The following is a 21,114-nucleotide window of genomic DNA, read 5'->3' as shown; positions in this document are numbered from 1 at the left end:
CCGGTTGCGCCGACCGGGCAGCACGGGCAGCCCAGGCACGAAGAAGCCCCCGCGACCAACGAAGGTCGCGGGGGCTGCCGACAGGACGGGGCTGGGTGTCCTGAGCTGGGTGACTAGCGCCGGGAGTCGGTGTTCGGCTGCGCGCTCGGGCCGGGGTTCAGAACCGGACCGGCAGCGGGCTCGGCGGGAGCGGTCGGCACGGTGGTGTTCGTCGCCGCGGTGTTCTGCACCGTGGTGTCACCGGCCTGCGCCTTCTTCTCGTCGTCGCTCATCTCCTTCTTGAAGATGTTGATCGACTGCCCGAGGCCCTTGGCGAGCGCCGGGAGCTTCGTCGCACCGAACAGCAGGATGACGATCCCGAGGATGATCAGCAGGTGTACGCCGCCGAGGTTACCGAGCATCATGACTCCTTGATCTGGAACTGGTCGCCGTCCGGAGGTCTTCTTCGACCCACGCGGCGGAAGTCCGTGTGCTCCCCATCGTAACTCCCCCGCTCCCCGATGCCCAGGCCGGGCACCGGAACGGACACCGTTCGCACAGGGAAGGGCCTGCGCCGATCCGTCGCGGAGTGCGTCAGTACGCGCCGCGCGACCGGAGCACCGACGGCACCGTCCGGGCGAGGATCACCAGGTCGTGCAGGAACGACCAGTTCTCGACGTAGTGCAGGTCGAGGCGGACCCCTTCGGCCCAGTCCAGGTCGGACCGACCGCTGACCTGCCACAGCCCGGTGATCCCCGGGGTGACCAGGAGCCGGCGGTCGGCGAAGTCCTCGTACAGGGCGACCTCGCGCGGCAGAGCGGGCCGAGGGCCGACCAAGCTCATCGAGCCGGTGAGCACGTTCCACAGCTGCGGCAACTCGTCGAGCGAGGTCTTCCGCAGGAACGCCCCGACCCGGGTGATCCGGGGGTCGTCCTTCATCTTGAACAGGGGGCCGGCGCCTTCGTTCGCATCGTGCAGGGCAGCCATCCGGGCCTCGGCGTCGATGCACATCGTGCGGAACTTGAGGATCGGGAACTCCTTGCCGCCACGGCCCACTCTGGTCTGCCGGAAGAACACCGGGCCTCCGTCGTCGAGCCGGACCGCCAGCGCGATCACGGCCAGGACCGGTGCCAGCAGCACCAGCCCGAAGCCCGCGCCGACGACGTCGAGCAGCCGCTTGCCAGCCCGGCGTCGGTAGTCGGGCGTCTCGACGTGCATCAGCGGCAGGCCGTCGACCGGGCGTTCGTGCACGCGCCCTGCGGCGATGTCCGAGAGCGGCGAGGACACGACGAGTTCGACGCCGTGCTCCTCGAGTTGCCACCCGAGGCGGCGCAGTCGCTCGTGCCCGCCGCGGACGGCCCCGGCGACGACGACCGCCGAGACACCCTCGGAACGAGCCAGCGCGAGGACGTCGTCGATCCCGCTGACCACCGGAGCGGACGCCGGCCCGAGGTCGATCGTCGTCCCCACGGGCTCGCAGTCGGTCACGACCGCGCGGACCCGGTACCCGGCGCTGGGCGTCGCCGCGATCCGCCGCCCGACGTACCGGACGTCCTCGGTGTCGCCGACGATCAGGACGTCCTGCAGGCGCAACCCCCGCGCCCGACTGCGGGCAAGGGCGGTGCGGACCCCCCAACGACCGACGGCGAGCAGGAGCAGACCGAGCGGGAAGGCGATCGCGACGTACCCGCGCGCGAGGTCGAGCTGTGCCGCGTACGCCACGACCGCGACCACCGCGACGGAGACCAGGCTCGCGGTGACGAGGCGTCGGTACTCGTCGCCCCCGATGCCGGCGATGCGCGGGTCGCGGGTGCGGAACGTGGACAGCAGGACCATCCAGATCAGGATGATCGCCGGAGCCGTCGCGAACTCCACCCAACCGGCCCGGGGCCGGACGACCGACAACTCCCAGGGGAACCGGACCACGTGTGCCGTCGCGAAGGCCACGATCAACAGGCTGGCGTCCAGCAGGGCGACCGCAGGGGCGAAGCCGCGGCGAGCACCGGCCGGCGCCGTCACCGGCGCCGTGATCGGGGGGACAGCGCGTGCTGCCGTGGGTGGACGCATCGCGAGCGACATCGTGGGACCTCCTGTCGACGGGCCGACGGGAGGTCGACCGGACGCCGGGGTCGTCCGGGTCAGGACAGCGAGCGGCGCACCGCCGAATATATCACTGTGTCGTTCTGCATATCAACGGCCGAGCACGCGGTCCAGGCTCCACAGGACGGGTTCCGCACGGAGTGCCGGGATGTCCGCCTCGGTCACTCCGGTGATCCGGAAGGTCACCCGTTCCCCGGGCAAGAGGGTCATGAACCCGCGGTCCACCGCACCGGTCGCGCTCACCCGGTCGGGCTGGACGAGCAGGTCCCGCACGAGCGACTCGGCCTCGACGGTCAGGTCGAGCCCTCCGTCGGCGGGCGTGAACGACGTTCGGTAGCGTGCCGGCTCCCACCGCGTGTCGACGTCGGGGCCCGGTGTCCAGACCGCTCGTCGCCAGTCCATGTCCGCCACGATGAGCTCGTTCGTCGGGTCGTCGACCACGCCCACGGACTCGGGCAGCGCGACGACCGCCACGCCGGCGGACGACAGGCGCACCGGCAGGGACACCTCGGCCAGGATCGTGCCGGCCGTGGTCACCCGGCGCACCCGCACGACACTGTCCTGCCCGCCCCGAACCGACCGGACGGCGACCTCGACGGGCGAGGAGCCGAACGCGCCGGGCGAGACGCCGAGGGACAGGGTGTCCGCCACGTCTCCCGGATCAGCCGTCTCGCCGACGGCGGCCGATCCACCCGGGTGATCCGGGCCTCCCGTCCGATCCGCACCGGACGCGACCGGCGAGGCGGGCGCGACCGTCCCGGAGACCGGAGAGGCGGGCGACGGCGCCGGAGACGCAGCCGGTCCGGACACGGCGGACGGCGCGACCGCCACCCGCGACACCGGACGGATCGTCAGCAGGACGTCGTCGTACAGCCGGCGCAGCTCGTGCGCGAGCGGCTTCAGCCGCCCAGCCGAGTCGATCGCCGACCACGACGACACCGGCCACAGGTCGTTGAGCTGCCACATGACCACGCCGGCGTTCCGCGGCCAGTGCGTGCGCCAGTGCTCGATGCCCGTCGCGATGGCCCGCGCCTGTTGCAGCTGCGTCAGGTAGTGCCACGCATCGAACGAGAAGGGCCCCGTGCCGAACCGCGGCGCCAAGCCGCGGGCCAGCTTGCCCATCCCGTCGGCCGCCTTCTGGTGGTGGACCACCCCGGGTGCGTCCTGCGACAGCACCTCGTCGGCGACGCCGTCCCGCAGCGTCCGCCAGGCCGGGGGCGCCTGCCAGCCGAACTCGGACACGAAGCGCGGCACGGACCCGCGGTAGGCGGTGTCGGGCAGGCGGTTCCAGACGTCCCACGAGTGGTGCGTCTCGTGGTCGACGTCGTTCGCGGGCAGCGACTCGGAGCCCGACCACGGCGACGCCACCGTGTAGAAGCGCGACGGGTCGACCGCGTCGACGATCGTCGGCAGCAGGTCGAGGTAGTAGTCCAGGCCCCAGCCGCGATCGCCGAGGGACTCCGCCCAGCCGTCCACGTCGTGCAGCCAGATGTTCTCGTTGTTCCCGTTCCACAGCACCAGCGAGGGGTGTCGGGCGAGCCGGGCGACGTTGTCGCGGGCCTCGGCGATGACCTCGCTGCGGATCGGTTCGACCTCGGGGTAGGCGGAGCACGCGAACGGGAAGTCCTGCCAGACGAGCAGGCCGAGCTCGTCGCAGACCTCGTAGAAGTCACGCGACTCGTACACGCCACCGCCCCACACGCGCACGAGGTTCGTGCCGAGCGACGCCGCCGCGCCCAGACGGGACTGCAGGCGAGCGCGGTCGACCCGCGAGACGATCACGTCGTCGGGGATCCAGTTCACACCCCGCACGTCGATCAGTGTCCCGTTCACGTGGATGCCGAAGGGACGACCCATGTCGTCGACCTGTGTGTCGATCCGGGTCGACCGGAAGCCGGTGCGGAACGTGTCGCGGTCGAGCACCTCGCCGTCCACCGTCTGCAGCTCGACGACCACGTCGTACTGTGCCTGCGCGCCGTAGCCGCGGGGCCACCAACGCAGGGCCTCGGGCACGCGGACCGTGACGACGGTCTCGTCGTCCTTCGGCGTCAGCTGCGCCCGCGACCGCTGCCGCGTCGGCGTGCCGTCCTCCTTGAGACCGCTGACGGTCACGACGAGCACCAGGTCGTCGTCCTCGCCGTCCTGGTCCAGGTCGTTCAGGCCCGAGCGCTCGACCGTGATGTGCGCGTCGAGCACGCCCTCGCCGGCCTCGACGTCGACGAGCGGTCGGACCTCGCGCAGCCGCGCGGTGGACCACCGCTCGATGGCGACCGGTCGCCAGGGCCCGCTCGTGACGGCGGTGAGGCCCCAGTCCCAGCCGAAGTTCGAGGCCATCTTGCGGATGTACGGGAACGGCTCGTCGTACGGGCCCGGCATGCTGCCGGCCTTCGCGGCGACCCGGCCGGCCTCGCGGTACGGCGACTCGAACAGGATCTCGAGGTCCTTCGTCGTCGCCCCGGACCCCGACTGCACGCGCGCGTCGAAGCGGTAGCGCCGGTGCATGTTCCGCGTCGTGCCCACGACGACACCGTCAAGGCTGAGCTCGGAGACGGTGTCCAGGCCGTCGCACACGAGGTCCACGCGTTCGTGGCCGCGGGGGTCGACGTCGACCGAGGTGCGGTACGACCAGTCGGCGCGGCCGACCCACTTGGCGGCCTGCTCGTTCTGGTCGAAGGTCGGGTCCGGCAGCAGGCCCTCCCGTTCCAGGTCGGTGTGCACCTGGCCCGGCACCGTCGCCGGCATGGTGCGGCCCGCAACGCCGTCCGGCGCACCGGTTCCTCCGGCCATCGTCACGGTCCAGCCGTCGCGGAGTTCCTCGCGTTCGAGGGTCATGCGGGTCCTTCTCTTCGGCGGACGGGGTGTCCGTCGCCTCGGTCGGGACGCCGGCCGGTGGCCCGCCCCGTGGCCGGTTGATCGACCTGGAGGCGCGGCACCGGTTGTCCGGGCGTCGTCACGTCGCGCGCGCGATCGGGTGGCGCTCGCGCGTGGGGGTGCTCGGCGATGCTAGTACGGGATGCTTTCGGCAACCTATGTGGTGACAGCGCGGTGTCGCGCGTGCAGGGTGGGGAGGTGATCACAGTTGCTCTCGCCGCGGCCCTGCGTGACGCCGGACTCCGCTGGCACCCCACGACCGGCGACCGGTTCGTCATCGACAAGCCCGGCGTCGACGACGACGTCTACACGGTGTCGGAGATGACCGTCGAACGCCACGACTCCCCCTCCGGCACCGTGCTCGGGTTCAACGGGACGACGGAGTGGGCGCTCGACTCGGTCGACGCCGCCGAGTCGCTGTGGCTCCCGCGCGAGGACCAGCTCCGCGAACTCCTCGGGCCGTCGTTCATCGGATTGACGCGGGTGGCGGCCGGCGGACGAGTGGTGTTCACGGTGACCGCGACGATCGGCGGCGTCGACCGGAGCTTTGCGTCGGAGACCCCTGCGATCGCCTACGGCCAGGCACTCCAGGCGTACATCGCCGCCGCGCTGTCCTGAGCGGCATGCCCGGAGTCGCCGATCCTGGACGTTCCCGGAATGCGCGCTGAGGGGCGTTTGGTTGCATGACACCATGACCGTTCCGAACATCACCCTGAACGACGGCAAGGCCATCCCGCAGCTCGGCTTCGGCGTCTTCCAGATCGAGCCCGAGAAGACCAAGGAAGCGACACTGACCGCCCTGGAGGTCGGCTACCGCCACATCGACACCGCCGAGATGTACGGCAACGAGAAGGAGGTCGGCGAGGCGATCGAAGCCTCCGGCATCCCGCGCGAGGAGATCTTCGTCACCTCGAAGCTCAACAACGGGTTCCACGACCCGGAGGCAGCGCTCGAGAACGGCAAGAAGTCGGCCGACCTGCTCGGCGGCTACACCGACCTGTTCCTCATCCACTGGCCGCTCGCCACCGTCGTCGACTTCGTCCCGACGTGGCAGTCGATGGAGGAGCTCTACCGCGGCGGCACCGCCCGCTCCATCGGTGTGAGCAACTTCCAGGCGCACCACCTCAACCGCCTCGCCGCCGAGACGACGATCACGCCGGCGGTGAACCAGATCGAGGTGCACCCGTACCTGACGCAGGACGAGCTCCGCGCGTACGGCCGCGAGCACGGCATCGCGACCGAGGCCTGGTCCCCGATCGCCCAGGGCCTCGTGCTCGACGACGAGACCATCACGCGCATCGCCGGCGCCGTCGGCAAGTCCCCGGCCCAGGTCGTCCTCCGCTGGCACATCCAGCGCGGTGACATCGTCTTCCCGAAGTCGGTGACGAAGGCCCGCGTGCAGGAGAACTTCGACATCTTCGACTTCGAGCTCTCCGACGGCGACATGACCGACATCTCGTCGCTCGACAAGGGGCACCGGACGGGGCCGGACCCGGACACGTTCGACTACGTCCCGGCGTAGGTCCGAGAGTCGTCACCACCTGACGGCCAGGAGGCGCGGTGCCGGACGGCACCGCGCCTCCTGGCCGTTCCGGCCGCCTCGGGGACCGTCAGCCGCGTCGCGACGCGGTCACCGTGAACTTCGGGGTCCGCACCACCTGTCGGGTGGGCCCGACCAGCCGTTCGAGGACCGGCCGGTAGCGCAGGTGCGAGTTCCAGACGCACCACAGTTCACCGCCGGACTGGAGGATCGTGGCCGCGTTCCGGAACATCGCCCCGGCCGCGTCGGTGGTCACGGTGGTGTCCGCGTGGAACGGTGGGTTGCACAGGACGAGCTGCGCGGAAGCATCGCCGAGCTCGTCGCCCGCGTCGGTCCGGACGACATGGACCCGGTCGGCCACACCGTTGGCCGCTGCAGTTGCCCGCGTCGAGGCGACTGCGATCGCGGAGACGTCGGTCGCGACCACCTTGAGCGATGGACGACGCCGAGCGATGGCACTGGCGATGACGCCGTTGCCGCACCCGAGATCGACCGCCACCCGCGCACTGGGGACGGCGGCGTCCATCGCGTCGAGCAGCACTCGCGTGCCCTGGTCGAGTGAATTCCCGGCGAACACCCCGCCGTGTGCAACGAGGGTCATGCCGAGGTCGTCGACGTGCACCGAGCGCGGCCAGGGGTTCGTCGCATCCGCTCGTGTGGCCGAGGCGCGGAGCGGGTCCTGCGCGATCAGCAACCGGGACTTGCCGCGACCCCGAGACGCAGTGACATCGCCGAAGTACCGGCGGAGGACGTCGTTCTGCGACAGGTGCATGTGCTTCGTCACGCCGCCGCACAGCAGGACGACGTCGGGGGCGGCCCAGCGGGCGACCGCCCGCGCGACCTCGTCGAGCCGGTCGTTCGACTTCGAGAGTCGCAGGAGCACGAGCCGCACGTCGCGGAACGCCTGCTCGAGCGTCTCGGGGTGGTGGAAGCCGCGCCGGCCGAAGGTCCCGGCGTTGGCCTCGAGCGCGCGGACGCCGATGAGGGAGTCCTGCACGACCCGGACGTCGGATGCCCCGTGGACGGTGATCGCGCCGAGCGTCAGCACCCCGAACCGGTCGTCGACGACCGCGACCTCCCCCGGTTGCCGGAGCGCGTCGCCGTGCGCGTGCGGGGCCTCGTCGAGGATGAAACGGTCCGTGCCGTCGATCGCGATCAGGTCGGCCGCGGCGTCGTCGCGGCGGCGGAAGAAGTCGGCGAAGTCCGGTGGCACCGCGCCAGCGTATCCGTGGCCCTTCAACTCGAGCCACATCGCATGCGGCATGTTCACATGTCGCGCATACGGAATATCAATATTGTGGTGTTCCCCCACAGAAGGAGCCCCCATGGCACCGTCTCCGTTCCGGAGCACTGCAGTCGTCTGCAGCATCGTCACCGCGTCCCTCGGCTTCGGCCTCCTGACGCCTGCCGTGGCCACTGCGGCCGCGCCCACTCCCTCGACGGCATCGTCGGTCGCGCAGGACCAGCCGGTCGACGCGATCCCCTTCGACCCTGCGCTCGACGCCCCGCGCGTGCTGAGCATCACCGACACCACGACCGGCGCACGGGCCGTCCTCGGTTCCGCCGGGGGCGACCAGGTCCTGCTGCTCGCCGGCGACACGATCGTCGGGAACTGGCAGGCCGGCCAGGGAGCGTTCTTGATCTTCGCGATCGACAAGTACCGCGACGACGCTCTCGACCTCGTCCGCGTACACACCGCGGCGGACGGCACGAAGACGCGGACGGAGCGGACGGCCCTGCCACGCACGCTGCAGGTCGACGGACTCCGCGACCAGAACGTCTTCACCCCCGGCACCCAGCGGTTCGCCGGGACCGCCAGCGCCGGCGCGACGATCGTCGCTGCCGACGAGGACGGGACGGAGCTGTTCCGCGCCGAAACGTCGTCCGCGCGCACCGCCGCTGGCTCCTGGTCCGCCGAGGCCGACCTCGACGGCTCGTCCGACCACAAGGTCACCTTCACGCAGACGCTCCCGGACGGCCGCACGAGCGTCATCGAGGACGTCGTCTTCTCGCCGGCAGCGACCGACGCCCCGGCCGCGCCGGTGGCCGAGCCGGCGGAACGCCGCCTCGACGGCGACTTCACCGTGCAGGGGTCGGTCGACGAGCGGACCGCCCGCGTCGAGATCCGGGACACCGCTGGCACGCCGATCGGCGAGACCCGCATCGCGGAGGGCTGGGTCACCGGCACCGTCCCGCAGGACCACCTCGGCGAGCGTGTCGACCTGGTCGCCATCGCCGAGGACGGCATCGAGTCCGCTCCCACCCCCGTCGAGCTCGAGCCGCTCCCCGTCGACGCTGCGGTCACCGAGCCGGAGGTCCGCGCGACGAACGTCCTGCCGGACGGCACGATCCAGGTCGTCGGGGAACGGCAGGACGTCGCGGGCACGCAGGTGCTCGACGGCGATCGCGTCGTGGCTTCGATCGGGCCGGACAACAACGGCTGGTCCTTCACCATCGGCAAGCAGTTCACCGGCAAGCAGCTCGACCTCGTCCACCTCGGGTTCGACGGGCAGCGCTACTCGGCCACGTCCGAGCGCGTGGCACTGCCTCGCCTGCTGCAGGTCGACGGCATCGCCGAGGAGAACACGTACACGCCCGGCGAGCGCACGTTCACGGGGTCCGCAGAAGCCGGTGCGGCCGTCGTCGCGACGGACCAGGACGGCGAGGAGCTCTTCCGCACCGAGGCGAAGCAGACTCGCTCCGGCGTCGCCGAGTGGGAAGCGAAGGCTGACCTGTCGAGCAAGGACGGCTACGAGGTCACCTTCACGCAGACCACAGCGGACGGCCGCACCTCGGTGATGGAGGCCATCTCGTTCACCCCCCAGGATGACGCCGGCGTCGCTGCGCCGTCGGCGGAGGGGTACTTCCCCGTCGACATCGCGCAGTGGGCCGGGATCGCCGGTGTCGCGGAGGTGGGTGCAGAGGTCGTCGTCAAGGCGACGGACGGCACGGAGATCGGCTCCACCACCGTGACCGACCCGAGCGGTACCTACAACGTCGGCGTCGACCCGACGAAGGTCGGGACCGGCGTCCAGGAGTTCATCGTGACGCAGACCGTTGACGGCACGACCTCCGACGGCACGTCGGCGGAACTCGACTACGGGCAGAACGCTCCGACGTTCACCGACCCCGCCGAGGGCTCGACGATCGGCGGGACCGACCTCCGCTTCGACGGCGCCGGGACGACGGGTGGGACGGTGTCGCTCAGCGGGACCGACTTCACGCAGACGCAGCTGATCGGTACTGCATCGGTCGTCGACGGCCGCTGGCAGATCGAGAACGACGAGCTCGACCTGCCGACCGGCGACTACCAGTTCTGGGCGTCGCAGCGCACGAGGGGCGGCAAGGTGGCGTTCGCCGGGCTGAACGTCCACGTGCAGTCCGCCTCGCTGTCCGCTGAGGGCTACTTCCCCGAGGACGTCGCGCAGTGGGCGGGCATCGCGGGCACCAGCACGCCGGGCGCCGATGTCGTGGCACGGGATGGTGCGGGCACCGAGATCGGACGCACCCGCGTCGAGGACGAGCGCGGCTACTACAACATCGGCATCGACCCCGCGAAGGTCGGCTTCGGCGAGCAGCGGCTCGCGGTCACCCAGGAGCTCGACGGCAAGGAGTCGGACCCGATCGAGGTCGTGCTCGACTACGGCACGAACGCCCCGACGTTCACCGGTCCGGCTGACGGGAGCCGCGCGTCGTCCGATGACCTCGTCTTCACCGGGACCGGCGACCTGGGCGGACACATCGTCCTCATGGGAGTCGGCGCGGACGCGGTCCCGACGATCGGCTCCGCAGAGGTGCGGGACGGTGCCTGGACGATCACGAACAAGCTGGAGCTGCCGGACGGCCCGTACCAGTTCTGGGCACACCAGCGCACCAAGGGCGGCAAGATCGCGAACACGGGCCTCAACGTCCAGATCGAATCGAACCGCTGACACTGACATCGTCGCTGACGAACGGATGAGCCCCCGGGACCGAGGTCCCGGGGGCTCATGGCGTGTGTGGGTCGGTCAGCGCGGCCCGCGGTACAGCACGATCTGCGTGTTCCGCTGCGGCCGCGAGCCGGCCTTCAACGAGATGGCGGCACCGGACGCCGTGGCCGCGAACACCCGGGCGCCCGGTCGGTTGATCAGCTGGTCGGCCAGCGCGGTCTCGAGTTCGCTCACCCGCTGGCGCAGTTCCTGGTTCTCGTTCTCGAGGTCGAGCACGCGCCGGATGCCCTCGAGCGAGACGCCCTCGGAGCCGAGCCGCGCGACCTCACGCAGCTGCGCGACGTCGCGCATCGAGTACCGACGGGACCCACCCCGGGTGCGGCCCGGCACGACCAGGCCGAGCCGGTCGTACTGCCGCAGGGTCTGCGGGTGCATCTCGGCGAGCTCCGCAGCCATCGCGATCGCGAAGACGGGCGAGTTCTCGTCCATGTCGGTCATGGCGTGTTCCTTCCGTCGTTCGCGTGGTCCTGGAACCAGTCTGGAGGAACGGTGCGGCTTCCTGACGGAGCCGCACCGTTCCTCCAGGGCGGGTCTACTGCTCTGGTCGCGTGACGCTAGTCGCGCGCCTTGGCGAGGAGGTCCTCGCGCGGGTTCTCGTCGGGCAGGACCTCCGCCAGCGCCTCGACGGCCTCGCGCTGCTTGTCCGACAGGTGCGACGGCACCGCGACCTGGACGGTCGCGAGCAGGTCACCCGTTCCGTTCTTCGTCGCGACACCGCGGCCCTTGACGCGCAGGACGCGACCCGAGGGCGTGCCGGGAGCGACCTTGAGCTTGACGGGCTCACCGCCGAGTGTCGGCACCTGGATGGTGGCGCCGAGCGCTGCCTCCGGGAACGTCACCGGGATGTCCACGCGGAGGTTGAGCCCGTCGCGCTCGAAGACCGGGTGCTTGCGGACCGTGACGGCGACCACCAGGTCACCGGCCTCGCCACCATCCGGCGAGGGTTCGCCTCGGCCGCGCAGCCGGATCTTCTGGCCGTCCGCAACCCCGGCGGGTATGCGGACGTTCACCGGGCGACCGTTGCCCTGCGACAGCTTGACGGTGTCGCCGGCGATCGCGGTGGTGAAGTCGAGCGTCGTCGACGCAGTGACGTCGCGACCCTTCGTCGGCCCACCGAAGCCGCGGTACCCGCCGGAGGTCTGGCCGAAGCCACCACCGCCGCCGAACATCCCGCCGAGGATGTCCTCGAAGCCGCCGGCACCGCCCGGGCCGCCCTGGCCGAAGCGGACGCGCTGCCCGCTCCCGCCCTGCTGCTGCCCGAACATCCCGCCGAAGACGTCCTCGAAGCCGCCGCCCTGGCCACCGCCGCCCGCCGTGAAGCGGGCGCCGGAGCCCATGGCGCGGACCTGGTCGTACTCCTGGCGCTGCTCCTTGTCGGAGAGCACCGAGTAGGCCTCGCTGATCTCCTTGAAGCGGTTCTCCGCCGCGGCGTCACCCGGGTTGGAGTCCGGGTGGTACTGCCGCGCGAGCTTCCGGTAGGTCTTCTTCAGCTCGGCCTCCGACGCGTCCTTCGACACTCCGAGGACCTTGTAGAAGTCCTTGTCGAACCAGTCCTGACTGGCCACTGGTACCTACCTTCCGTTCCGGCTCAGGCTGGGACCGCCACCGCGACCTTGGCCGCACGCAGGACGCGCTCGCCGAGCTTGTAGCCCGGCTCGACGACGTCCGCCACGGTCTGGCCGGTGGCACCCGGGGTCGGGAGCTGGACGATCGCCTCGTGGATGTTCGGGTCGAAGGCTTCACCCTTCTCGCCGATCTGCACGAGCTTGAACTTGTCGAAGCCCCCGCGGATCTTCTGACCGATGACCTGCATCGGACCCTCGGCGAGGTCACCGTGGGCCTCGGCCCGGGTGAGGTCGTCGAGCGCCGGGAGGAGCGCACGCACGACCTCGGCGATGGCGACCTCGCGGTTGGCCTCACGGTCACGCTCGACGCGCTTCCGGAAGTTCACCAGCTCCGCCTGCGCACGGAGCATGTCCGCACGCATCTCGGCGACCAGATCGCGGTCCTCGGTGCTGAGCTTGTCCTCGGCAATGCCGCGAGCGGCGTCGGCGAGGAGTGCCTCGTCCTCGGGGGAGAGGTCGGTGGCACCCCCTGCCGGCGCGTCCGTCGGGACCTCGACGTCGGGGCCTTCGGCCTCGATGAGGTCCTCCGGCTGCTCCGCGTTGGTGGCGTCCCCTTCGACCTGGGGCTCGTCCTCGTTGGGGACGTTGTCCTTCGGGTCCGTCATCTACTTCTTGTCCTTGTCGTCCTCGTCGTCCACGACCTCGGCGTCGACGATGTCCTCGTCGTCCTGCGCTGCCTGGTCGGCGGTGGGCTGCTCACCAGCCGGGGCGCCAGCGTCCTGCTGGGAGTAGATCGCCTGGCCGAGCTTGCCCTGCGACTCGTTGAGCTTGTCGAACGCGGTCTTCACGGCCTCGTCGTCCTCACCCGCGAGCGCGGACTTCAGCGCGTCGACGTCGGCCTGCACCTCGGACTTGACGTCCTCGGGGAGCTTGTCGTCGTTCTCCTTGATGAGCTTCTCGATCGAGTACACGAGCTGCTCGGCCTGGTTGCGACGCTCGTTGGCCTCGCGACGGGCCTTGTCCTCGGCGGCGTGCTCCTCGGCCTCGCGGACCATGCGCTCGATGTCCTCCTTCGGCAGCGACGAGCCGCCGGAGATGACCATCGACTGCTCCTTGCCGGTGCCCTTGTCCTTCGCGGACACGTGCACGATGCCGTTGGCGTCGATGTCGAACGTGACCTCGACCTGGGGAACGCCACGGGGAGCCGGCGCGATGCCGGTGAGCTCGAACGTGCCGAGCGGCTTGTTGTCGCGGGTGAACTCGCGCTCGCCCTGGAAGACCTGGATCGCGACCGACGGCTGGTTGTCGTCAGCGGTCGTGAAGGTCTCGCTCCGCTTGGTCGGGATCGCCGTGTTGCGGTCGATGAGCTTCGTCATCAGGCCGCCCTTGGTCTCGATGCCGAGCGACAGCGGCGTGACGTCGATGAGCAGGACGTCCTTGCGCTCGCCCTTCAGCACACCCGCCTGCAGTGCGGCGCCGACGGCGACGACCTCGTCCGGGTTGACGCCCTGGTTCGGCGACTTGCCACCGGTCAGCGACTTGACGACCTCGGCAACGGCGGGCATGCGGGTCGAGCCACCGACGAGCACCACGTGCGCGATCTCGTTGACCGAGACACCGGCTTCCTTGATGACGTCGTTGAACGGCTTCTTGGTGCGGTCGAGCAGGTCGGAGGTCATCTGCTCGAACTGCGCGCGCGAGATGGTCTCGTCGAGGTTGAGCGGACCCTCAGCCGTGAGCGTCAGGTACGGGAGCTGGATGTTCGCCGACATCTGCGACGAGAGTTCCTTCTTCGCCTGCTCGGCGGCTTCCTTCAGACGCTGCTTGGCGATCTTGTCCGTGGACAGGTCGACGCCGTGCTCGTCCTTGAACTTCTTGATCAGGAAGTCGACGATGCGCTGGTCCCAGTCGTCGCCGCCGAGGCGGTTGTCGCCGGAGGTCGCGCGGACCTGGATCGTGGAGAAGTCGTCGTCCTTGCCCACCTCGAGCAGGGAGACGTCGAACGTGCCGCCACCGAGGTCGAAGACCAGGATGAGCTCGTCTTCCTTGCCCTTGTCGAGGCCGTAGGCCAGCGCGGCAGCGGTCGGCTCGTTGATGATGCGCAGGACGTTGAGGCCGGCGATCTCACCGGCGTCCTTGGTGGCCTGTCGCTCGGCGTCGTTGAAGTACGCCGGCACGGTGATGACCGCGTCGGTGACGTCCTCGCCGAGGTACTGCTCGGCGTCGCGCTTGAGCTTGCCGAGGGTACGGGCCGAGATCTCCTGTGGCGTGTACTGCTTGCCGTCGATCTCGACGGTCCAGTCAGTGCCGATGTGGCGCTTGACCGACGCGATGGTGCGGTCGACGTTGGTCACGGCCTGGCGCTTGGCGGTCTCGCCGACGAGCACCTCGCCGTCCTTCGTGAAGGCGACGATCGACGGCGTGGTGCGGAGGCCCTCGGCGTTCGCGATGACGGTGGGCTCACCGCCCTCGAGCACGCTGACGACCGAGTTGGTGGTTCCGAGGTCGATGCCTACTGCACGTCCCATGTGGTGTTGCTCCTTCGATTGGTGCGGAAGTCGTTGGACTTGCGTCCGATGGACTCAACTCTACTCCGGACGGGAGGCGCGTCAACCGCGAGCGGACAAACTTGCGTCGTTCGCACTCAACTCACAGAACGGCCCTTGGCGGCATCGCTGTCCATATATTGGTATGTCACGTGATATTCTGGATGTACATGCAGCGACGGTCCGGCCGTCGCGTGTGTGCTTCCCTCCCGCACAGCCGCCGTCGCGCGGCCTGTCCTGAAAGATGCACATGTCTCACAAGAAGAGGGCCGCGACGGCCTTCAAGTCCATCGGGGCGGCCGGGCTGGCCGCTGCCACCATCGTGTCAGGATTGTCGTTTGGCGCGCCTTCAGCAACTGCTACTACGACGACAGGCCTAGAGGTCAACTCCGGCTCGTTTGTGGTGGGGCCGTTGGTGACCGTCACTCGCTTGTCCGGAAACGGGCGATACTCAGCCCCTTCGGCAGATGGACGATATGTCCGCCAAAACGTGTCAGACACCCTTCACGAGGCGGAGGCAAAAGCGCAAGACTGGATTCTTCCAGCTCCCGGAGAGAAAGGCGTAGTTCGCCCGGTCGCGAATCCGAGTATGTGCCTTCTAGCAAACCGCGATTCCCAAGTCTCTGCCCTCACCAGTTGTAATCCCGAAAGCCATGGGCAGAACTTCTACCTGGCGGAGAACTCAGGCAAGTCTGACCCCAAGGGAACCGGACTGCGGCACGTCGAGTGGGACAATTGGTTCGGGACGGCTGGGCCCGCAAAATACATGATCTTCCAGGCGTACGGTGGAGCAGATTCAATCCCGACCATCGGGAAGTTCAGTTCGGCATTCTCGGCATCTGTGACCAGCGTGAGCAACATCGGACGATCAGCCGTCATCTCTGGAGTGGGCGTGCCAGGCTTGGTCGTTGCCATCGGTCAAGAGACCGCAGTAGTCGAGGAAACCGGCCACTGGTCTCTGCAGGTCGAAGGCTTGAAAGACGGAGGTAATGAACTCACTGTTGTTCAACGCAGGGGCACCGTGGAAATCAGTGAGGCAACCGTCACGGTCCACATCGTGGATGGTGGCACGCTCGTGGGTGTTGACCAGGGCCCGATCGACCTGGCCCGTGGTGCATCCACGAAGATCCCGATGATCGTGCAGAACAACGAGTCGCGCGCGAACACGACCGGAACCGTGACGCTCACCGCGCCCGAGAGCACCACCTTCGACGGCCAGACCCGGATCGACGCCTCGTGGCGGCAGGTCGGCAATGAGTCGTGGAACCCGGTCAGCTCCATCCCGCTGACCAACGGTCGCCTGTCGAACGACCACAAGACGATCACCTTCGACGTGAACTGGGTCGAGAACCACGGCGCGCCCGAGCAGTACCGGTACATGCTCAACGTGACCGCTGACTCCGACGCGCCCGCCGGCGCAGGCCAGATGGGGTTCGTGTTCGCTGGTGACAGCAACAAGGGCGACTTCCGCGCGGCGGGCAAGACGACCACGAACCTCGAGGTCGCGCAGCCTGAGCTGAGTGCGGAGGTCGAGTCGGTCGATCACAATGCGGGGTCGGCGACGCTGGTCGGGAAGGCCACTCCGGGCGCGACGATCGTCGTCGGGGACCAGAGCACCGAGGTCACCGAGAGCGGCGACTGGGAGCTCGTGGTCACCGACCTCACCGAGGGCGTCAACAACCTCAAGGTCGAGCAGAAGATCGGCGACGAGGTCGTCAACTCGAAGGACCTCGAGGTCACCATCAACACCGCCGCGGTCATCGGCAAGGACGGCACCGCCGTCACGCTCGAGCGCGGCACGTCGACGAAGGTCGAGGCGCAGTTCACGACCCAGGGCAGCGTGTCCCGACCGGACGCGAAGGTCACCTTCACCGCTCCCGAGGGCACCACGTTCGCCGAGGGTCAGGACACCATTCAGGGCAGCTACCGGAAGCCGGGTGAGGACTGGGTGAACCGTTCCACGACCCTCACCGACGGCGACCTGTCAATGGACGGCACGACCTACACCTTCACGTTCAAGCCGAGCACGAGCACGTGGACGCTGCCGGACGCGTCGCTGCTGCGGTGGAACATCGAGGTCGAGACCCCGGCGGGCGCCGCGGAGGGCACCTCGTCGATGAACACCAAGCTCGTCGGCACCGCCGTCGAAGGGTCCTTCAACGCGACCAGCACCACGCAGACGACCGTCGATGACTCGCGCCCGGCTGCGCCGTCGGCGACGGGGTTCTTCGACACGGACGTGTCCGCATGGGCCGGTGTCCGCGGTCAGGGCGCGGCGAACGCGACCATCGTGGTCAAGAACGCTGCGGGCGAGGAGATCACCCGGACGACCACGAACAGCACCGGTAGCTACGAGGTCCGGATCGACCCGAACAAGGTCGGCTTCGGCGAGCAGCGGCTCGTCGTCACCCAGACCGTGGACGACGCCACCTCGGACGGCATGGACGTCACCCTGGACTACGGGCAGAACAACCCGCAGTTCACCTCCCCCACCGAGGGCGGATCCCTGCCGAACCGTGACTTCACCCTCGAGGGCACCGGCAACGCCGGCGGCAAGATCCAGGTCAACGGTGTCGACCTCCGCAACGACGACGAAGCCTCCATCGGCTCCGCCGACGTCACCGACGGCCGCTGGACGGTCCGCAACACCGAGGTCACCCTGCCCAACGGCCCGTACCAGTTCTGGGCGAACCAGCGCACCAAGGGCGGCAAGATCGTCTTCAAGGGCCTCAACGTCACCATGGAGCAGGCCAAGCCGGCTGCACCGACCGCGACCGGGTTCTTCGACACGGACGTGTCCGCATGGGCCGGTGTCCGCGGTCAGGGCGCGGCGAACGCGACCATCGTGGTCAAGAACGCTGCGGGCGAGGAGATCACCCGGACGACCACGAACAGCACCGGTAGCTACGAGGTCCGGATCGACCCGAACAAGGTCGGCTTCGGCGAGCAGCGGCTCGTCGTCACCCAGACCGTGGACGACGCCACCTCGGACGGCATGGACGTCACCCTGGACTACGGGCAGAACAACCCGCAGTTCACCTCCCCCACCGAGGGCGGATCCCTGCCGAACCGTGACTTCACCCTCGAGGGCACCGGCAACGCCGGCGGCAAGATCCAGGTCAACGGTGTCGACCTCCGCAACGACGACGAAGCCTCCATCGGCTCCGCCGACGTCACCGACGGCCGCTGGACGGTCCGCAACACCGAGGTCACCCTGCCCAACGGCCCGTACCAGTTCTGGGCGAACCAGCGCACCAAGGGCGGCAAGATCGTCTTCAAGGGCCTCAACGTCACCATGGAGCAGGCCAAGCCGGCTGCACCGACCGCGACGGAGTTCTTCCCGGAGGACATCGAGCAGTGGGCCAGCATCACCGGCCGTGGCACCGTCGGCGCGACGCTGACCGCGAAGAACGCGGCCGGTGACACGATCGCCGAGATGGTCATCGTGAACGCGGACGGCTCGTACAACCTGCCGATCGACCCGAACAAGGTCGGCGACGGCGTACAGACCCTCACGGTCACGCAGACCCTGAACGGTGCTCCTTCGGACGGCATCCGGGTCGACATGGACTACGGCTACAACACGCCCACGTTCACGAGCCCGGGCGAGAGCGCGGTCGTCGCGAACCGGAACCTGACGTTCACGGGGACCGGCAACACCGGTGGGCGCCTGCAGATCAACGGCGTCGACCTCAGCAACGACGAGTCGGCGCGGATCGGTGAGACCACCGTCGCGAACAACACCTGGACGATCACGAACAACCAGATCACCCTGCCGACCGGCTTCTACCAGCTCTGGGCGAACCAGCGCACCAAGGGCGGCAAGATCAGCTTCACGGGTCTGAACATCCAGACCGTGCAGGCAGCTCCGGCTGCTCCGACGGCGGTCGCCTTCTTCGGGCCGACCCTCGACGCCTGGGGAGGGATCTCCGGCACCGGCGAGGTCGGCGCGGAGATCATCGTCGTCGACGCGGACCACAAGGAGATCGCCCGCACGACGATCACCGACACCCGAGGCACCTACAACGTCGGGATCGACCCGTCGAAGGTCGGCTGGGGCGAGCAGCGCTTCACCGTGACCCAGACGGTCAGCGGAGTCCCGTCGAAGGGCATCGTCGTCAGCCTGGACTACGGCCAGCAGACCGCTCCGACGATCACCTCGCCGACGTTCGGTCAGCAGATCGACGGCTCCGGTGAGCTCACGTTCACCGGCACCGGCTCGAACGGATCGAAGATCGTCCTCACCGGAACCGACTTCACCAACGACGCGGCGTTCGGCGACACCACGGTCGAGGACGGCCGCTGGAGCATCACCTCCGACCTCGACCTCCCCGCCGGCAACTACCAGTTCTGGGCCAGCGAGCGGAGCCAGGGCGGGAAGTACTCCCTGACCGCAGTCGACGTGAACATCACCGACTGACGTCCTCCACAGGAGCGGGGCACCTCCGGGTGCCCCGCTTTTGTATTTCACATGCTAGGATAATGAACACCACAACCGGAAGGAACTCTTCGTGAAGACCCGCAACGCCCTCGGCCTCCTCTCCGTCGCCGCACTCTCCACTGTGCTCCTCGCGGGCTGCACCGCTGGCGAGGAGACCAAGCCGGCCAAGACCGCCTCGGCCTCGTCGTCGGCGAAGGCCGAGAAGACGCCGAACCCGACGTCGGAGATCACCGGGCCGCCGATCGAGAAGGCGGACGTACCCTGCACGGACGGCACGGCGACGATCGCCGACGTGAACAACAAGTCCGTCACCATCGGCGACTGCGCCACCGTGATCGTCGAGTCGAGCAACACCGTGATCCACCTGGGCGCCGTGAAGAGCCTCACGGTGAAGGGCGCCATCAACGGCATCGACGTGAAGTCGGTCTCCACCGTCACGATCACCGGCGACGGCAACCGCGTCTCGACGGACTCGAAGCCGAAGGTCAAGGACTCCGGCAAGAGCAACACCGTCGGTCGCTGACCCGACGAACATGCGCACCCGACGCACCACCGCGGCCGACTGGGGCACCTCGACGGTGCTCGGGTCGGCCGCGGCCCGTGGAGCCCTCGTCTCCGCATCGACCACCTGGCTCCGGTTCGCGCTCCAACTCGCGACGATGGTGGTGGTCGCCCGCGTCGTCGGACCGGCACAGTACGGCGCAGCCGCGACGGCGCTCGTCGCAGTCACGGCCGCGGAGCTCGTCCGGTCCGGCGGCATCACCTGGCTCATCGGCCGCCTCCCCGACCTGTCAGCAGCCTCGACCGCGGCGCTCCACTGGTTGAGCGTCGGCATCGGCGCTGCGGTCGGCGCTGTCCTGCTCGTGGTCGGCGCCATCGTCCCGCCTGCGCAGCTCCCCGCTGGTCCCTTCACGTTCCCCCTGCTCGCGCTCGTGTTCGTCGCCGCGGGGATCGGCGCCGTGCCCACGGCACTGCTCGGGCGCAACCTGGCGTTCCGACCGATCGGTGCCGGCGAGGTCGGAGCCGCGGTGGTGTCCTGCGTCGTCTCGGTGACTGCCGCGGCCATCGGCGCTGGATCCGGCGCGTTGCTCCTGCAGGCAGGGACGTACGCCCTCGTCCTCGTCGTCGTGATCGTCAGCGTCACGCCGTGGCGCCCTGGACGACCTGCTCCGCTCCGGTCGCTCCGTGCTGAGCTCGGCTTCGCCGCGAACGCCACCGTCTCGCAAGGTCTGGAGTGGGTCGTCCGGAGCTTCGACCGGCTCATCGTCGCCGCACTCTTCGGAACCGCCGCGGCTGGCTTCTACGTTCAGGCGGCGCAGCTCGTCACGCTGCCCACGGAGCAGGTCAACGGACCGCTCCGGCGGGTCGCCGTGCCGGCGCTCGGCAGACTCGTCGGGACGCCCGCGTTCGGGCGGGCGTTCCGGACCGTGCTGGCGTTGTCCTGCGCGGTCCTCTGGCCGCTCCTGGCGGTCCTCGCCGTGCTCGCGCGGCCCCTGGTGTCGACGGTGTTCGGCGCCGAGTGGCTGCCCACCGTCCCGGTGTTCACCGCGATGGTCCCGATGGGGCTGGCGTCCGTCGTGAGCGGCGTGACGACGTTCGTCGCCCTGGCGGCGGGACTCGCCGGACGCCAGACGGTCTGGGAGTGTGCCGTATCTCGTCCGCTCACGCTCGTGGGGTTCTTCGTGGGCAGCCTCTGGGGCGTCACCGGAGTGGCTCTCGGCGCATCAGCTGCGACCGTCGCACTCGTCGTCCCGGGCTTCCTCGTGATCGGTTCGAGGGCGGCTCTCACGCTCCGAGACCTCGTCGTGCCGCTCGTCGAGCCGGCGATCGGGACGGTGGTCTGCGCGATGTCCGCGATCGCGGTCACCGCCTTCGTCGAGGGCCCGCTCATCCTGCTGCTGTTCCTCGGCGGCGGCGTTGCAGTCATCGTCTGGATCGCCGTGTTCCTGGCACTCCCCGGCACTCGACGCGTCGGTCGTCAGGTGCTCGGTGCGGTGCGCCGACGTCCGGGTCCCGCACCGAACGACGTACCGGCGACGTCGGCAGCGTGAACACGAAGACCTCCGATCGACTCGTCGATCGG

The 21,114-nt window shown here is 69.3% G+C and carries 14 protein-coding genes; 6 read left to right on the top strand and 8 right to left on the bottom strand.

Annotation, left to right across the window (positions count from 1 at the left end; genetic code table 11):
- Positions 1 to 113: 113 nt before the first annotated feature.
- The 3 genes from tatA to ABH929_RS04715 form a co-directional block, all read right to left on the bottom strand.
- Positions 114 to 404 (bottom strand): twin-arginine translocase TatA/TatE family subunit, encoded by a 291-nt coding sequence (tatA, locus tag ABH929_RS04725; protein ID WP_263055002.1) that lies wholly within the window; start codon positions 402 to 404, stop codon positions 114 to 116.
- Between the two features lie 169 nt (positions 405 to 573).
- Positions 574 to 2,046: a sugar transferase gene (locus ABH929_RS04720; RefSeq protein WP_404560323.1), complete on the bottom strand. Its 1,473-nt coding sequence runs from the start codon at positions 2,044 to 2,046 to the stop codon at positions 574 to 576.
- A gap of 123 nt (positions 2,047 to 2,169) precedes the next feature.
- A complete protein-coding gene (locus ABH929_RS04715; RefSeq protein ID WP_404560322.1) occupies positions 2,170 to 4,911 on the bottom strand; it encodes a glycoside hydrolase family 2 protein in 2,742 nt (913 codons plus the stop codon).
- A 237-nt stretch (positions 4,912 to 5,148) separates the two neighbouring features.
- Between ABH929_RS04715 and ABH929_RS04710 the strand changes: the two genes are divergently transcribed.
- Together ABH929_RS04710 and ABH929_RS04705 are read left to right on the top strand one after the other, a co-directional pair.
- Positions 5,149 to 5,568, top strand: a complete 420-nt coding sequence (locus ABH929_RS04710; protein WP_404560321.1) for a pilus assembly protein CpaE — start codon at positions 5,149 to 5,151, stop codon at positions 5,566 to 5,568.
- A gap of 73 nt (positions 5,569 to 5,641) precedes the next feature.
- Entirely contained in the window at positions 5,642 to 6,472 is an 831-nt protein-coding gene (locus ABH929_RS04705; protein ID WP_404560320.1) for an aldo/keto reductase, read from the top strand.
- Positions 6,473 to 6,560: 88 nt separating this feature from the next.
- Here ABH929_RS04705 and ABH929_RS04700 read toward each other — a convergent pair whose 3' ends face one another.
- Entirely contained in the window at positions 6,561 to 7,703 is a 1,143-nt protein-coding gene (locus ABH929_RS04700) for a class I SAM-dependent methyltransferase (RefSeq protein ID WP_404560319.1), read from the bottom strand.
- 112 nt (positions 7,704 to 7,815) lie between these two features.
- On the opposite strand from ABH929_RS04700, the gene ABH929_RS04695 reads away from it, so the two are divergent.
- Positions 7,816 to 10,422, top strand: coding sequence for a hypothetical protein (locus ABH929_RS04695; RefSeq protein WP_404560318.1), 2,607 nt, complete (start codon positions 7,816 to 7,818; stop codon positions 10,420 to 10,422).
- A gap of 75 nt (positions 10,423 to 10,497) precedes the next feature.
- Here the strand turns inward: ABH929_RS04695 and ABH929_RS04690 are convergent, their stop codons facing one another.
- The 4 genes from ABH929_RS04690 to dnaK form a co-directional block, all read right to left on the bottom strand.
- Positions 10,498 to 10,908: a heat shock protein transcriptional repressor HspR gene (locus tag ABH929_RS04690; protein WP_263092185.1), complete on the bottom strand. Its 411-nt coding sequence runs from the start codon at positions 10,906 to 10,908 to the stop codon at positions 10,498 to 10,500.
- Between the two features lie 125 nt (positions 10,909 to 11,033).
- Positions 11,034 to 12,044 carry a DnaJ C-terminal domain-containing protein gene (locus ABH929_RS04685; protein ID WP_404560317.1) on the bottom strand — a complete coding sequence of 337 codons (1,011 nt, stop codon included), beginning with the start codon at positions 12,042 to 12,044 and terminating at the stop codon, positions 11,034 to 11,036.
- Positions 12,045 to 12,067: 23 nt separating this feature from the next.
- On the bottom strand, positions 12,068 to 12,709 hold the full coding sequence (locus ABH929_RS04680; protein WP_404560316.1) for a nucleotide exchange factor GrpE: 642 nt from the start codon (positions 12,707 to 12,709) through the stop codon (positions 12,068 to 12,070).
- Complete coding sequence (gene dnaK, locus ABH929_RS04675) at positions 12,710 to 14,572, bottom strand: molecular chaperone DnaK (RefSeq protein ID WP_404560315.1); 1,863 nt, start codon at positions 14,570 to 14,572, stop codon at positions 12,710 to 12,712.
- Positions 14,573 to 15,611: 1,039 nt separating this feature from the next.
- Here dnaK and ABH929_RS04670 point away from each other — a divergent pair.
- The 3 genes from ABH929_RS04670 (at position 15,612) to ABH929_RS04660 (ending at position 21,082) form a co-directional block, all read left to right on the top strand.
- Positions 15,612 to 19,010: a hypothetical protein gene (locus tag ABH929_RS04670; protein WP_404560314.1), complete on the top strand. Its 3,399-nt coding sequence runs from the start codon at positions 15,612 to 15,614 to the stop codon at positions 19,008 to 19,010.
- Positions 19,011 to 19,101: 91 nt separating this feature from the next.
- Positions 19,102 to 19,554, top strand: a complete 453-nt coding sequence (locus tag ABH929_RS04665; protein ID WP_404560313.1) for a DUF3060 domain-containing protein — start codon at positions 19,102 to 19,104, stop codon at positions 19,552 to 19,554.
- 10 nt (positions 19,555 to 19,564) lie between these two features.
- Positions 19,565 to 21,082 carry an oligosaccharide flippase family protein gene (locus ABH929_RS04660; RefSeq protein WP_404560312.1) on the top strand — a complete coding sequence of 506 codons (1,518 nt, stop codon included), beginning with the start codon at positions 19,565 to 19,567 and terminating at the stop codon, positions 21,080 to 21,082.
- Positions 21,083 to 21,114: the final 32 nt, after the last annotated feature.

It is taken from the genome of Curtobacterium sp. AB7 (assembly GCF_044909335.1).
In the GTDB taxonomy this organism is placed as follows: Bacteria; Actinomycetota; Actinomycetes; order Actinomycetales; family Microbacteriaceae; genus Curtobacterium.
This window is presented reverse-complemented; position numbering and strand designations above follow the sequence as displayed.

Coding starts and splice junctions, on each gene's coding strand:
- ABH929_RS04660 (WP_404560312.1), top strand. CDS start 19,565: ATGCGCACCCGACGCACCACCGCGGCCGACTGGGGCACCTCGACGGTG.
- tatA (WP_263055002.1), bottom strand. CDS start 404: ATGATGCTCGGTAACCTCGGCGGCGTACACCTGCTGATCATCCTCGGG.
- ABH929_RS04680 (WP_404560316.1), bottom strand. CDS start 12,709: ATGACGGACCCGAAGGACAACGTCCCCAACGAGGACGAGCCCCAGGTC.
- ABH929_RS04705 (WP_404560320.1), top strand. CDS start 5,642: ATGACCGTTCCGAACATCACCCTGAACGACGGCAAGGCCATCCCGCAG.
- ABH929_RS04690 (WP_263092185.1), bottom strand. CDS start 10,908: ATGGACGAGAACTCGCCCGTCTTCGCGATCGCGATGGCTGCGGAGCTC.
- ABH929_RS04715 (WP_404560322.1), bottom strand. CDS start 4,911: ATGACCCTCGAACGCGAGGAACTCCGCGACGGCTGGACCGTGACGATG.
- ABH929_RS04720 (WP_404560323.1), bottom strand. CDS start 2,046: ATGCGTCCACCCACGGCAGCACGCGCTGTCCCCCCGATCACGGCGCCG.
- dnaK (WP_404560315.1), bottom strand. CDS start 14,572: ATGGGACGTGCAGTAGGCATCGACCTCGGAACCACCAACTCGGTCGTC.
- ABH929_RS04695 (WP_404560318.1), top strand. CDS start 7,816: ATGGCACCGTCTCCGTTCCGGAGCACTGCAGTCGTCTGCAGCATCGTC.